At 65.1% G+C, this 14,637-nt stretch carries 11 protein-coding genes; 3 read left to right on the top strand and 8 right to left on the bottom strand.

The genetic code is table 11. The annotated features are described in order from the left end of the window. Positions 1 to 360: 360 nt before the first annotated feature. Positions 361 to 1,458 (top strand): acyltransferase, encoded by a 1,098-nt coding sequence (locus QA645_RS14735; protein ID WP_283051084.1) that lies wholly within the window; start codon positions 361 to 363, stop codon positions 1,456 to 1,458. A 9-nt stretch (positions 1,459 to 1,467) separates the two neighbouring features. Here QA645_RS14735 and murJ read toward each other — a convergent pair whose 3' ends face one another. The 5 genes from murJ to QA645_RS14710 all read right to left on the bottom strand — a co-directional run bounded on the left by murJ (position 1,468) and on the right by QA645_RS14710 (position 7,854). Continuing rightward, a complete protein-coding gene (gene murJ, locus QA645_RS14730; RefSeq protein ID WP_283051083.1) occupies positions 1,468 to 2,994 on the bottom strand; it encodes a murein biosynthesis integral membrane protein MurJ in 1,527 nt (508 codons plus the stop codon). Positions 2,995 to 3,041: 47 nt separating this feature from the next. Further along, positions 3,042 to 4,193: a DegT/DnrJ/EryC1/StrS family aminotransferase gene (locus QA645_RS14725; protein WP_283053203.1), complete on the bottom strand. Its 1,152-nt coding sequence runs from the start codon at positions 4,191 to 4,193 to the stop codon at positions 3,042 to 3,044. A 64-nt stretch (positions 4,194 to 4,257) separates the two neighbouring features. Next, positions 4,258 to 5,262: a Gfo/Idh/MocA family oxidoreductase gene (locus QA645_RS14720; protein WP_283051082.1), complete on the bottom strand. Its 1,005-nt coding sequence runs from the start codon at positions 5,260 to 5,262 to the stop codon at positions 4,258 to 4,260. A 182-nt stretch (positions 5,263 to 5,444) separates the two neighbouring features. Beyond that, positions 5,445 to 6,857 (bottom strand): mannose-1-phosphate guanylyltransferase/mannose-6-phosphate isomerase, encoded by a 1,413-nt coding sequence (locus QA645_RS14715; RefSeq protein WP_283051081.1) that lies wholly within the window; start codon positions 6,855 to 6,857, stop codon positions 5,445 to 5,447. A gap of 7 nt (positions 6,858 to 6,864) precedes the next feature. Next, positions 6,865 to 7,854 (bottom strand): SDR family NAD(P)-dependent oxidoreductase, encoded by a 990-nt coding sequence (locus tag QA645_RS14710; RefSeq protein ID WP_283051080.1) that lies wholly within the window; start codon positions 7,852 to 7,854, stop codon positions 6,865 to 6,867. A gap of 190 nt (positions 7,855 to 8,044) precedes the next feature. Between QA645_RS14710 and QA645_RS14705 the strand changes: the two genes are divergently transcribed. Both QA645_RS14705 and QA645_RS14700 read left to right on the top strand, forming a co-directional pair. Continuing rightward, a complete protein-coding gene (locus QA645_RS14705; RefSeq protein ID WP_283051079.1) occupies positions 8,045 to 9,004 on the top strand; it encodes a lysylphosphatidylglycerol synthase transmembrane domain-containing protein in 960 nt (319 codons plus the stop codon). A 102-nt stretch (positions 9,005 to 9,106) separates the two neighbouring features. After that, complete coding sequence (locus QA645_RS14700; protein ID WP_283051078.1) at positions 9,107 to 9,880, top strand: glycosyltransferase family 2 protein; 774 nt, start codon at positions 9,107 to 9,109, stop codon at positions 9,878 to 9,880. On the opposite strand, the gene QA645_RS14695 is transcribed toward QA645_RS14700, so the two are convergent. From QA645_RS14695 to rfaE1, 3 genes are all read right to left on the bottom strand, one after another. After that, complete coding sequence (locus QA645_RS14695; protein WP_283051077.1) at positions 9,858 to 11,780, bottom strand: SDR family NAD(P)-dependent oxidoreductase; 1,923 nt, start codon at positions 11,778 to 11,780, stop codon at positions 9,858 to 9,860. The genes QA645_RS14700 and QA645_RS14695 overlap by 23 nt on opposite strands. An 84-nt stretch (positions 11,781 to 11,864) precedes the next feature. Then, positions 11,865 to 13,151, bottom strand: coding sequence for an O-antigen ligase family protein (locus QA645_RS14690; protein ID WP_283051076.1), 1,287 nt, complete (start codon positions 13,149 to 13,151; stop codon positions 11,865 to 11,867). Further along, the gene (gene rfaE1, locus QA645_RS14685) at positions 13,148 to 14,632 is read right to left on the bottom strand and encodes a D-glycero-beta-D-manno-heptose-7-phosphate kinase (RefSeq protein WP_283053202.1); all 1,485 of its coding nucleotides are present in this window, start codon (positions 14,630 to 14,632) and stop codon (positions 13,148 to 13,150) included. The genes QA645_RS14690 and rfaE1 overlap by 4 nt, the downstream gene beginning before the upstream one ends. Positions 14,633 to 14,637: the final 5 nt, after the last annotated feature.

The raw sequence follows: 14,637 nt of genomic DNA, 5'->3' as shown, positions 1-14,637 counted from the left end.
CGCTCGACGAGCCTTTCCCAGGCGATCGGATCGCGCGTTCGCGTCGTGGTCGAGGCCGTCTCAGCTGACGTAGCCCGCTCCGAAATGTGCGGGCGCATGGGCGGGCGGTGGCGGAAGATTCGCTCAAGTTGTATCTTTAATTTAACTCGCGCGATACACCCTCTGGTTTAGTGATATCCCCGTTGGGAATGGGGGAACTAGCATGCTGAGGGATGTTTTTGACGCTGCGGCCGCAGCGCCGGGCGCCAGCCGTCTCCAGCGACTGGAGGTCACGGAACGGAACCCGCGAGAGCATCATATCGCTGACACAGATCGTGAATCGCCGGCGCATGCGTCCGGGGCAGCGCCTGGCCGATGATTATGCCGCCGCTCACAAGGGTGAACGCCTCGCCATTTGACCCTCGGCTGGAATCCCTGCGTGGCCTCGCCTGCCTGACGGTATGCGTATTCCATGCGACGCACGTCTTCACGAACAATCCGCAATCGGTTTTCTTTGACACGCTGCTGCTGGCCGCCAATCCGGCCGCGGCCGTGATGTTCTTCTTCGTGCTGAGCGGCTATGTGCTCGGGGCCTCGCTGGAGCGCGACCGTGCAATTGCGCCTTACATGGCGCGGCGGCTGTTCCGGCTGATTCCACCGTTCGCGGCAGCGGTCCTGTTCGCTTTCGCCTGCGAGCGCCTTTGGCGTCTTGATCCGGCCCCGGCCGGGCTCACACCCGGCTTCGAGCACCTGTTCTGGCCGCAACCGACCTGGAACGATCTGTGGGACAATCTGCTGCTCGGCTCCAATCGGGTGAACGGTCCGACCTGGACGCTCTTTCCCGAATTGTTGGGATCCATGATGCTGCCGTTCGCGGTCGCTGCGCACGGCAGGATTGAACCACGATGGCGCTGGGCACTGTTCGCCGCGGTCACGGTCCTGCTCGCGAGCGGCCCTTACCGAACGCTGCTGTGGTTCTATTTCGGCTGTTTTCTCGTCAAGGAGTTTGCCGCACTGCTCGCAGGTCGCAGGCAGCTTGCCACGGTTGCGTTCATCGCGGGCCTGGTCGGACTGGAGATAGCCGGCTCCTACGATGAGTTCTATACGGCGGGCATTGCGCTGGTTTCGGCCACTGCAGCCGCGCTGATGATGGGTGCCGTGGTGTCGTCACGCGACATGCTGCAATGGGCGACGACCGCGCCGCTGCGGTTTCTTGGCCGAATCTCGTTCAGCCTCTACCTCGTGCACTGGCCGATCTTTTATCTCTGCGCCCTCGTCGCGGTCGATCTTGGCTCGATCGCGCCGACGCAGGTCTGGGGCAATTTGTTCGTCATGGTGACGTCGCTCGTCGCGGCGATCGCCATCGCGGGGCTGGCGTATCGCTTCATCGAAGCCCCTTCGATTCGGGCAGGTGCGTTCGCGGCACGTCTCCTGGCGGAGATGTGGCGAAGCCGGGCAGCTGTCCACGGCGCCGGCTGATTATTCGCTCTAACCACGCACCAGCGAGACCAGCCAGCTGCGGCCGAACAATGCGAGGATCGCGAGCGCGTAGACGATCGTGCCGCCGAGGGCCAGCAGGACCAACGTCACTTCGTCATGGAAGCGCATCGCGCCCAGCGCAGAACCGCCAAAGCGCGCGATCAGCCAGAAGGCGCCGGCGAGGATCAATCCGGTCAGCAGGAATTTGCCGAGCGACTTGAGCCAGGCGCGATCCAGCACGAGAAAACCGCGCCGCACGGCGAAGAACAGCACCAGCAGCAGATTGGTCCAGACGCCGACGGCGGTCGCCAGCGCCAGGCCGATCTGGGCGAACGATCCCATCAAAGCGAGTTTCAGCGCGACGTTGACCGCGATGCCCGACAGCGAGGCACGAACCGGCGTCGCGGTATCCTTGCGCGCATAGAAGGTCGCGACCGCGCTGCGGATCAGCACGAAGGGGATCAGGCCGATGGCATAGGCCGCGAGCGTGCTGCCTGCGGCGACCGCATCGGCCTTGGAGAACGCACCGCGGGCGAACAGCGCACGCATGATCTCGTCGGGCACGGTGAGGAAGGCGGCGACGAACGGCACCGAGAACAGCAGCGTGAAGTCGAAGGCGCGGCGCTGCGCCTTCATCGCGCCGTCATGATCGTTGGCCGTGATCCGCCGCGACATCTCCGGCAGCAGCACCGTGCCGATCGCAATACCGATCACGCCGATCGGCAATTGATTGAGGCGGTCGGCGTAGTACAGCGCCGACAGCGCGCCCGCGGGCAGGAAGGTCGCGATGATGGTGTCGGCGAACAGCGCGACCTGCGTGCCCATCGAGCCCAGCGTCGCGGGTCCCAGTGCCCTGAAGAAGCCGCGGACGTCTTCATCAAGCTTGAGCGGCGCAAAGCGCGGCAGTCCGCCATGGCGGGCGAGATCGCCGGCGAGCAGGAAATATTGCAGGAAGCCCGAAATTAGCACGCCCCAGGCGGCTGCGTGCCCCGCAGTGGGAAACCAGGCGGCGAGCGCCAGCGTCATCATCATCGCGACGTTGAGGAAGATCGACGCGGCAGCCGCACTGGCAAAGCGCTGCATCACGTTGAGCATGCCGCCATAGAGCGTCACCAGCGTGATCAGCAGCAGATAGGGAAAGGTGATCCGGGTCAGCTCGATCGCGAGCTTGCGCTGCTCGGCATCCTCGGAAAAGCCAGGCGCCAGGATGCTCATGGCCTGCGGCATGAACAGCCAGGCGACGACCAAGAGCACCACCTGCGAGGCCAGCAGCAGCGTGAAGATGCGGTCGGCGAACAGCCGCGCCGCCCCCTCCCCGCGCTCGCCATGGACATGGGCATAGGCCGGCACCCAGGCGGCGTTGAAGGCGCCTTCGGCGAAGATCGCGCGGAAATGGTTGGGCAGCCGCAGCGCCACGAAAAAGGCGTCGGCCACGGGGCCGGCGCCGAGGATCGCCGCGAGCATGATGTCGCGGGCAAATCCCGTCAGCCGCGAGAGCAGCGTGTAACCACCGACCGTGAAGATGCGTCCGAGCATGCGTCCCTTCTAGAGGAAGAGACGGCTCGCTGCAAAATCAGGGCGAATCAGCTTGCCAGCGCGCCGCGCACGGCCGTGATTACCCGCTCCTGGTCGGCTTCGGTCAGATAGGCGTGCATCGGCAGGCTGATGACGTCCTGCGACAGGCTCTCGCAGGCAGGCAGCCCACCGTCGGCGACCGGATACTGCTTGTAGGCGGTCTGCTGGTGCATCGACTTGCCGTAATAGATCGCGGTCGGCACGCCCTGGGCCTTCAGCGCGGCGGCGAAGCCATCGCGGTCGGTCCCCTCGGGGAGACGGATCGTGTACTGTGCCCAGACCGAGGTATTGCCCGGCGCCAGACGCGGCACGGTCACGACGTTGGACAGGCCCCGCGCATAGCGCTCGGCGACCTTGTTGCGGGCGGCGATCTCGTCGTCGAAAATCTTCAGCTTCTCGATCAGGATCGCGGCCTGCATGGTGTCGAGTCGGCCGGTCAGGCCGAGGCGGACGTTGTCGTATTTGTCGACGCCCTGCCCGTGCACGCGGATGCTGCGTAGCGTCGCCGCCAGCTCGTCGTCATCGGTGAGAATAGCGCCGCCGTCGCCGAAGCAGCCGAGCGGCTTGGCCGGGAAGAAGCTGGTCGTGGTGGCGAGCCCGAAGGTGCCGAGCTTGCGGCCCTTGTAGCTCGCGCCAAAACCTTGCGCGGCGTCATCGATCACGAACAGCCCTTCGGCCTGTGCGATCTCGGCGATGGCATCGTGGTCGGCAGGCTGGCCGAACAGATCGACCGGGATCACCGCGACAGGCTTCAGGCCAGCCTTGCGCGCGGCCGCAATGCCGCGCTTGAGCGACTCCGGGCTCATGTTGAAGGTCGTCTCGTCGACATCGACATAGACCGGCGTGGCCCCGGTCCGTGCCGCCGGCGACGCGGTCGCAATGAAGGTGAAGGAAGGACACAGCACCGCATCGCCGGGCCCGACATTCTTCGCCATCAGCACCATCAGAAGCGCATCGGTGCCGTTCGAACAGGACACCACGTGCTTGGCGCCGCAATAGGCGGCGAGCTGCTTCTCGAGTTCGAAGACCTCGGGTCCATTGACGAACTGGCAATGGTCCATCACGCGCTTCACGGCGGCATCGAGCGAGGCACCGAGCCGGGCGCGCTGCGAGGCAACGTCGATGAAGGGAATGGGTTCGGGACGCAGATGCTGGTTCATGGCCTGGTTCTTCGCCTGGTTCTTGGCGCCTTGCGGGTTTTGAGCGGTCGACATGGAAAGGGTTTTAGCCGGCGATGCGGCGCGGACCCTTGCGGGCGGGCGACGAGGCTGCGGGCCGCGACGGCGTCTCGAGGCACTGCGTCGCGATCTCGAGGCTGGCGACGCCCTCGTCACCGGTGACCGCCGGCGTCTCGCCGTTGCGCACCGCCTTGAGGAAGGCGATCAGCTCGGCGCGGAGCGGCTCGTCGTGACCGACCGGCAGGTGCCGCATCGAGTAGCTGCCGTCCGGCTTGAAGCCGAAGCATTCGGTGACCTGGCGCGTCAGGAGATCGCCCATCACGTATTTGTCGCGGGTCGCGACCGTGACGCTGCGCGCCTTGAACGGCGTCAGCCAGTTGGTGTTGATGTGCGCGAGCACGCCGTTGGCGGTGCGGAACTGCAAGAGCGCGATGTCCTCGCGCTCGGCGACCGCGCTCGACAGCTGCGGCTGCACCTCGACGATGTCGGATTCGGTGAACCAGCGGATCAGATCGATGTCGTGCACGGCCAGATCGATGACCACGCCGACATTGGACATGCGCGGCGGGAACGGACCGACGCGCGTGATCGCGATCGAGAGGATGTCCTCGCCCGCGATCGCCTGCTTGACGGCGGCGACCGCCGGATTGAAGCGCTCGACATGGCCGACCATCAGCGTGACGCCGGCCTTTTGCGCGGCGGCGACGATCTCGCGGCCCTCGGCGACCGTGGACGCGATCGGCTTCTCGACCAGCACGTGGATGTTCTTGGCGATGCAGGCGAGCGCGACCTCGTGATGCAGATGGGTCGGCGCCGCGATGGTGACGGCATCGACGCCTTCGGCCAGGAGCTGGTCCAGCGTCTCGAAGCTCGCGCAATTGGCGAGTTCGGTCGCGCGCGTCCGATGCGCCGGCGAAGGATCGACCACGCCGACCAGGCTGACGCCGGGCAGACCGCTCAGCACGCGCGCATGGTTGCTGCCCATCACGCCCGCGCCAATGACGCCGACGCGCAAACCGGCCTTTGCCGGTTGTGACCCTTTGGAACTCATCTGATCGAACCCCGATTCAACGCAAATCCCCGGGCCGCTTCTAGCACGGGTGCCACATTTGTGGCGAATGCCGGCCAAACTGCCCGGACACGATTTGATTCAAAAAGTTACACGTTCTCCGGGCCTTAAGCCGCACAAAGCGGGCTTTTCAGGCCCGGATTCCGTGATTCGGAGTTGGCTGGTTACGACCTTTGATAGTCGTCTTCAATCCGGATGATGTCGTCCTCCCCGAGATAGGAGCCGGTCTGGACCTCGATCAGTTCCAGCATGATCTTGCCGGGATTCTCCATCCGGTGGACGGCGCCCATCGGGATGTAGATCGACTCGTTCTCGTGCACCGTCTTCACGGTCTCGTTCACGGTGACGCGGGCCGCACCACGGACCACGATCCAGTGCTCGGCGCGATGATGATGCTTCTGCAGCGACAGCCGCCCGCCCGGCTTGACCACGATGCGCTTGACCTGATGGCGCTCGCCATTGTCGACCGACTGGTAGCTGCCCCAGGGGCGATGCACCTTGAGATGCTCCTCGGTGACCTTCGGCGCGACCGCCTTGAGCTTGGTCACGAGACGCTTGAGGCCGTTGGCGTCCTTCTGGCGCGAGACGAGAACCGCATCCGCCGTTGCCACGACGACGAGATCGTCGACGCCTTCGAGCGCGACGAGTGCGTGATCGGTGGTGACGTTGCAGTTGCGCGAATCCTCGAACACCGCGGTGCCGTGCGCCGCATTGCCTTGGCTATCCTTGTCGGACAGTTCCCACACCGCGCGCCAGGAGCCGACGTCGGACCAGCCGCAGGACACCGGCACAACGGCTGCGCGCGAGGTCTTCTCCATCACCGCATAGTCGATCGAGATCGCCTTCGCCGCGCCGAAGGCCTGCGGCTCCAGCGTCACGAAGCCGAGATCGCGGCCGGCATTGGCGACCGCATTGGACACCGCCTCGACGCTCGCCGCATCGACCTTGCGATATTCGTCGAGCAGCAGGGAGGCGGGGAACATGAAGTTGCCGCTGTTCCAGAGATAGCCCGAATTGACGTAGTCGGCGGCCTTCACGGCATCCGGCTTCTCGACGAAGCGCGCGACCGCGTGGACTTCGCCGGAGATCACCTCGCCCGGGCTGATATAGCCGTATTCGGTTGCCGGCCGCTCCGGCTTGACGCCGAAGGTGACGATGCGCCCGGTGCTCGCGGCCATGAGGCCCTCGCGGCACGCCGCGACGAAGGCGGCATTGTCCTGCACCACATGGTCGGCGGCGAGCGCGAGCACGATCGCTTCGCCGGTGCGGTTCTGCGCGAACGCCGCGCCCGCGGCGATCGCGGGACCGGAGTCGCGCCGCATCGGCTCGAGGATCACATCGGCCTCGATGCCGATCTCGACCAGCTGCTCCAGCACCATGAAGCGATAGGACGCATTGGTGATGACGATGGGGCGATCGAACAGCGAAGCCTCCGAGACGCGCAGCAGCGTGTCCTGGAAGGTCGAGCGCGCGCCGAACAGCGGCAGGAACTGTTTTGGGCGCACCTCGCGCGAAGCCGGCCACAGCCGCGTGCCGGCGCCGCCGCACATGATCAGGGGAATAATGCGTTTGTCCATCGTCATTTCAAACCTTGTAGTGGTCGCGATACCAGGTGACAAAATTGTGGACCCCGTGCTCGATCGGCGTTGACGGTGCAAAGCCGGTGTCGCGCATCAAATCCTCGACATCCGCGAACGTTTCCACCACATCTCCCGGCTGCATCGGCAGCAATTCTTTGACCGCCGTCCGACCCAGCTCCCGCTCCAGAAGTCCGACGACATGCATCAGCTCTTCGGGGCGGTGATTTCCGACATTGTAGACCCGAGACGGCGCATTTGCGGCAGCCGGATTGTCCGCAGGCACAAGATCGACCAGCTTGGACACTACACGGGTCACGTCGTCAATATAGGTGAAGTCGCGGCGCATCTTGCCATGGTTAAAGAGCCGGATCGGCTGGCCCGCCATGATGGCGTTTACAAACAGAAACATGGCCATATCAGGCCGTCCCCACGGGCCATAGATCGTGAAAAAGCGCAAGCCCGTGACCGGCAGCCGGTAGAGATGACTATAGGACTGCGCCATCACCTCGTTGGCCTTCTTGGTCGCGGCGTAGAAGCTCACGGGATGATCGGTCCGGTCCTGCACGGAAAACGGCAGTTTAGTGTTGGCGCCATAAACGGACGATGACGAGGCGTAGACGAGATGGCGACAGCCGCACGTCCGGCAGCCCTCGAGCAGATTGAGAAAACCCTGCAGATTGGAATCGGCGTAGCTCTGCGGATGCTCGATCGAGTGGCGCACGCCGGCCTGGGCGGCGAGATGCACGACCTCCGGAAAGCGATGCCGCGCAAACAGCGCCGCCATCGTCTCGCGATCGGCGAGATCAGCCTGGACAAAAGAGAAACGGGATTCGTTGCCGAGCAGCGAAAGGCGCGCCTGTTTCAACGCTGGATCGTAATAACTGTTGAGATTGTCGAGCCCGACCACGGGCCGCCCTTCGGCCAGGAGCTGCCGGGCGACGTGAAAGCCGATGAAACCGGCGGCACCCGTCACCAAAATCGCCTGATCCGTCATCCTGTTCCCAAGCGATCCCGAGCAATCCCCGAAGCCAGCCCATAAAGTTTCTCCGGCCGGTATCAAGGGGGCGCAATAGACCGCCGCCCTTCGTGATAGCTATTGCAAGATCGGCGCCAAAACCATACCAAAGCGGCCGAATTCGGCGCCTCGCGTCGGGTTGCCCCGAAACCCTGTCCAAGCGGGCGAGATGCGCCGAATCCTGTTGTCGACGGCCAAAATCCTGATCTCCGCGGCGCTGCTCTATCTGGCGCTACGCAAGGTCGATCTGACCGAGCTGTTCTCGCGCTTCACCGCGACCAGCCTGTTCTGGATCGGCATGGCGATCGCGGTGACGTTCCTGCAGATCTTCGTCGGCGTGCTGCGCTGGCGCGAGGTCAGCGCCGCATGCGGTGCGCCGCTCGAGCTCGGCCGCGCGATGCGCTACAACGTGATCGGCTCCTTTTTCAACCAGACCTTGCCGTCCGCGATCGGCGGCGATGCGGTCCGGCTTTGGATGGTGGCGCGCACCGGCGCCGGATGGCGCGCAGCGACCTATTCGATCTTCGTCGATCGCGCGATCGGCCTCGTGGCGCTGGCGGTCCTCATCGTCGCCAGCCTGCCCTGGAGCTACACGCTGATCACCGATCCGCACGGCCGCTCGGCGCTGCTGCTCGTCGACTTCGCCGCGCTTGCCGGCGGCATCGGCTTCCTGATCTTCGGCGCGCTGACTTGGCCGTGGCTGAAGACCTGGTGGGCCACCCACCACATCCACGCCTGCGCCGTGATCGCCAACCGCGTGATCTTCAACCGCAAGAGCGGCCCGACGATCGCGATCCTGTCGATTTTGGTTCACGTCCTTGCCGTCGTCATCGCCTGGTGCGTGGTGCAGTCGATCGCAGCACCGGTCAGCTTCGCGCAGGTCTTCCTGCTGGTGCCGCCGGTGATGCTGATCACGCTGATGCCGATCTCGATCGCCGGCTGGGGCGTGCGCGAGGCGAGCATGGGGCTCGCCTTCGGCTTCGCCGGGCTGGCGGCCAACGAAGGCGTCAACATCTCGTTGCTGTTCGGCGCGGTCTCCTTCATCGTCGGCGCATTCGGCGGCCTGGTCTGGATCCTCAGCGGGGAGAAAGCCGCGCACAGCGCGGCGCCGATCGCGGCGCGTGAATAAGGGTTCACAGGGCCGGCACGGACGCACCGCGACCGCAGCGATTACCTATCAACCTTCAGGGTTGTTTCCTATAATCTCCGGCGCGTACATCACGGATCCGGAATGAAGATCAGCGTCATCACGGCCAGCTACAACTCCCAGGCGACGATCGGCGCCACCATCGAATCCTTCCTCGCCCAGACGCATCCCGACAAGGAGATGCTGGTCGTCGACGGCGCCTCAAAGGATGCAACGCTGAAGATCGTGGAGTCGTTCGGCTCCAGCGACATCCGCGTGATCTCCGAGCCCGACAAGGGTGTCTACGACGCCATGAACAAGGGGCTGCATCTGTTCAAGGGCGACGCGATCGGATTCCTCAATTCGGACGACACGTTCCACGACGACAGCGCGCTGGCGGCGATCGCGGCGGCGCTGGAACAGGCCGATGTCGTCTATGGCGACCTCGACATGGTCACCGATCACCAATCCAAGACCCTCGTGCGGGCCTGGCGCGGCGGTCAGTACGGTCGCTACTCGTTTCAGCTCGGCTGGGTCCCGCCGCATCCGACGTTCTACATGCGACGCCAGGTCGCCGAGACGGTCGGCGACTACGATCTGAGCTACGTCACGACCGCCGATTACGATTACATGCTGCGTGCGCTGGCGCTGAACGACTACAGGGTCACCTATCTTTCCCGCATCATCGCCGATTTCCAGATGGGCGGCATCAGCACCAGCGGCTGGCGCGTGACCTTGCGCGCCAATCTGGACTGCCTGCGGTCGCGCCGGCAGCATCTGAACGCGCCCGTCATCGACGCAGCGTTCTTCCTGCGCTTTGCCCGGCGGATCTTTCAGCTCCGCTCGCCGTCGTCCCTCAGGATGCAGCGCTCGCGTTGACGCCGAACTCCGGAACGGCATCCTTCAGGATGGTCCTGATGGTGGCGCGATCGTCATGCGTGATGGCGATTTCGAGCGCGGACATCCATTTGCGCAGCGTTTGCATCGGCGGCTCGTTCGGCTTCGCCGCCATGACGCCCGCGACCCCGATATCGACGGTCGGCTCCTCGGAGGCGAACAGGATTTCGTTCAATCGCTCGCCCGGCCTCATGCCGCTGAACACGATCTCGATGTCGATTCCGGGCTGCAGGCCCGAGAGCCGGATCATCCGTTCCGCCAGATCGACGATCTTCACCGGCTGGCCCATGTTCAGCACGTAGACCGAAACGTCGAAACGCCTGGCGCCGAGCGCATGGGTGGCCGCCGTGATGACGAGATCGCAGGCTTCGCGGATGGTCATGAAATAGCGGACCATGTCGGGATGCGTCACGGTGACGGGACCGCCGGCCTCGATCTGCGCCTTGAACTTCGGCACGACCGATCCGTTCGAGGCCAGCACGTTGCCGAACCGGACCGAGATGAAGCGCATCGCCGGCTTGCCGCCGCCGGCCTGCGCCACGAGGTCGTGGTCGAGCGCCTGGCAATACATCTCGGCGAAACGCTTGGTCAGACCGAGCATCGAGACCGGCTCGATCGCCTTGTCGGTCGAGATCATCACCATGGCCTCGGCGCCTGCGGCGAGCGCGGCATCGGCCACGTTGATCGAACCGAAGATGTTGGTCTTGACGCCCTCGCTCCAGTCGCGCTCCAGGATCGGAACGTGCTTGAGCGCGGCGGCGTGGAACACGATGTCCGGCTTGAACTCCGCCATCAGACGCGTGATGCGCTCGCGGTCGCGGATGTCGGCGATCCGGCCTTCGATCTCGGCGCCGGAACCGCGCGCGGCGAGCGTCTCGGTGACCGCATAAAGGGCCGGCTCCGAATTCTCGACGATCAGCAGGCGCGCCGCGCCGAACGCAACCACGCGCTCGCAGATCTCCGAGCCAATCGAGCCGCCGCCGCCGGTAACGATGACGCTCTTGCCGTTGATCAGGGCTTCGAGACGCCCATAGTCGATCGTCTCGCTCGGCCGCAGCAGCAGGTCCTCGACCGCAACCGAGGTGAGCCGCGGCACATCCCCCTGCTCGAGCGACGGCAGCCGGCTGACGATCAGGCCAAGCCGGCGCGACCGCATCAGCACGGATTCGGGATGCGAATCCGGCTCGAAGGCGGACGGCGTCATCACCACCCGGGCGATCGATTTGTCGCGCTTGGCAAAGCTCGCGATGACATCCTCTATGTCGTCGATCGCGCCGACGACCGGCACGTTGCGGATGAGCTGGCCGAGGTCGGCCCGGGACGGCGACAGCACCCCGACCGGCCGCAGATGCTTGATGGCGCCGCTCTCGATACCGCGGAGCACGACCTCGGCATCGGCGGTGCGCCCGATCAGGAGCGTCGGCGCGGCATTTTCGGTCCTGACGTGATGCATCACGCGGGTGTAGCGGAAATAGCGATAGGCCAGCCGCAATGCGCTCAGCGCGGAGATCTCCAGGAACCAGTAGAGGACGATGGTGATCTTGCCGAGAAAGAAGGCGCCGTGCACGTTCGGCGCGACGAAGATGTAGTCGAGCACCAGAAGGGCGACGGTGAGCACCGTGGCGACGCGGATGATGTTCAGCGCATCGGGCAGCGAGATGAAGCGCCACTTCGTGGTCGTCAGGTTGAAGACGTAGAACACGACGACGCTGAAGGCGAGGAAATAGGGCAGGATCTGCAGCAGCAGCGGCAAGCGGGCCGTGAAGCCCGCGCCGCCCTCGAAGCGCAGATAGAACGCAGCGAACAGGGCCGCGGCCGTCGCCACCAGGTCGTGAAGCGCGATCAGGAAGTTACGCAAAGTGAGATGCGAAAGACGCGTCATCTGCCGACCGATGAATATCCCGTTAGATGCAACCTGATCGCGCTGATAGCCCATCTCGGCCGCGGTTGCCAGCCGCGCGATCGCTCAGGAACTGGCTTCCCCCACCTTCGCCGCTTGCCGTTGCGCCCGGATCACCATGCCGCCGGCAACGCCCACGCCGATGACGTACATCCAGCCCTCGTGGAAATCGAACAGATGCGAGTTGAACAGCGAGGTGAAGACGTTCTGGACCACCACCAGCAAGCCGATCCATCTGGCGAACCCGTCGCCGCGAAACAGCAGGAAATGGGAAATCCAGATCGCGTAGAGAACGGCGATGCCGACGAGGCCCCATTGCACGGCGACATGCAGCGTCTGGTTATGCGGATTCGGAAAGACCCTGACGCCTGGAACCCATGAGGGTTCTTTCGCGGCTCTCTCGAACAATCCCTGCGTAGAACCGGTACCATGCCCCACAAGCGGAGCCTGCACGAAAAACCGAGCGGCATGCCGCCAAAATTCAAGACGCTCGCCCATTGACGTTGGAATATTGCGCTGGGTGTAGAGTTGGTAGTCGCTGACAAAGGTGTCCGCGGTCTTGCGCAATTGCGGCGAGGCCTGCCAGGCGACCGCCGCGCCGGCGATCAGGGCGGCAGAGATGATCGCGATGCTGCGCCATCTCAAATGAAGCAGCGCGAACACGGCGAGCATGATCGGCACGGTCACGAGCGCGGTGCGCGACACCACGACGAAGACCATGTTGACCAGAAAGCTCAGCGCGAGTGCCATCAGCAGCCCGGCGAGCGGGTAGCGCTTCTCGCGCAACAGCATCATCACGGGATAGGCGAGCGCGACCGCGCACAGCGTGAATTCCTGGCTCTGATCGATATAATTCTTGACGAAGATACCGCGCTCCGACGGGTCGTAGGGCTTCAGCGACAGACCCGGATAGAAGGCGACCAGCCACGACATCACCGACAGCAACGCGCAGGACGCCAGGAAGGCGATGAGCATCCAGTTGCCGCGCGGCGAGCGCTCGAAATGATAGAGCAGGACGGGAAGCACGAGCAGCTTGACGGTCGGCCCCACGGCATAGAGGCGCGCGCCCCAGGCCGCGTCCGACCACAGCGTTCCCACCAGCGCCAGCAGGAACAGCGCGATCGGCGCCGCAGAGATCGGACGCTTCAGCGATTGCAGGAATGCGTGGACATCGAGAAACGGCACCATACAGACCAGGAACGCGGCGTTGAAGATCGCCACGAGCGAGGTCGACCAGGGCAGCGAGGCCACGGTCAGGATCGCGAACAGGTCGACCGTCTCGCCCCAGGCCGCCGGGCTTCGAACGCGCCGCCCCAGCATCTGGAGGGTCGTCTCCCGCGCGAGCGCCGTCACTTCGTCTCTCCGCGCGCGCGATGAACCAACGCGGTCGTGCTGAAACCCTTCAGGATGTCGACCAGCACGACCACCCCGCCGGCGGCTTCGACGACCTCGTGGCCGACCACCTGCTCGCGGGTGTAGTCGCCGCCCTTCACCAGAACGCTCGGCGTGATGCGCGTGATCAGGTCGATCGGCGTGTCCTGCTCGAAGATCACGACGAGATCGACGGCTTCGAGTGCGGCGAGCACTTCGGCACGCGCGCGCTCGTCCTGGACCGGACGATCCGCGCCCTTCAGCCGCTGCACCGAGGCGTCGCTGTTGAGACCGACGATCAGCCGGTCGCAGGCGGCGCGCGCCGCGGTCAGAACCTTGACGTGGCCGGGATGCAGGATGTCGAAGCAGCCATTGGTGAAGCCGACGCGCAGCCCCTCGCCCTTCCATTCGGCGAGTTGGGCCTCGAGCGCGCCGGGCGCGCTCACGACCTTCTCCTCGGCGGCGAGATAGGCATGCGGCAGGATCTTTCGCCGCAGCTCGTCGGCGCTCACGCTCGCAGTGCCCTGCTTGCCGACCGCGACCGCGGCCGCCGCACTCGCCATGCGCAGCGCCGTATCCCAATCCGCCCCCGCCGCGCGCGAGACCGCGAGCGCGGCGGCGACGGTGTCGCCGGCGCCGGAGACGTCGCGCACCTTCACCGGGAAAGCCGGAACATGGACGGCCTCGCCCTTGCGCGGCACCAGCGTCATGCCGTGCTCGCCCTGCGTGACCAGGATCGCCTCGCAATCGGCGAGCCGCATCACGTCCTCGCTGGCATCGACGATGCTCTGCGGCGTGTCGGCACGGCTGCGGGTGGCTTCCGAGAATTCCTTGCGGTTGGGCGTGAGCAGCGTGGCGCCGCGATAGATCGCCCAGTTCAGGCTCTTGGGATCGACGATCACGGGCTTGCCGAGCTTTCGCGCGGCGTCGATGGTATGGCGGATCACGCGCGCGGTCAGCACGCCCTTGGCGTAGTCGGACAGCAGCACGATATCGGCGCGCGCGATCTGCGGCACGATCGCCTCGATCAGCTTCGTCTCGATCTCGTCGGAGGCCGCTACCGCCTGCTCCCAATCCGCGCGCAGCATGTGTGTGGAGAAATGCTCGGAGACGAAGCGCACCTTTCGCGTGGTCGGCCGCGACGGATCGCACACCAGCGCGCTGTCGATGCCGGCATGGTCCGCCAGCGCGGCCTTGAGTCGCGCGCCCGCATCGTCCTCGCCGACGAGGCCGACGAAGATACAGCGCGCACCGAGCGAAGCGATATTGCGCGCGACGTTGCCGGCACCGCCGATATGGATCTCGCTGCGCTGGGCCGCGATGACCGGCGTCGGCGCTTCCGGCGAAATCCGCGACACCTCGCCGTAGACGAACTCGTCCAGCATGATGTCGCCGATGCAAAGCACCGTGCGGCCGGAGATGGCTTGCGCGAGGGCATCGAAATCGAGAATGGGCGTCGGCATGGTCA

It is taken from the genome of Bradyrhizobium sp. CIAT3101, from assembly GCF_029714945.1.
Lineage (GTDB): Bacteria > Pseudomonadota > Alphaproteobacteria > Rhizobiales > Xanthobacteraceae > Bradyrhizobium.
Note: the sequence above shows the minus strand (reverse complement) of the source record. Positions and strands in the feature narration are given on the sequence as shown.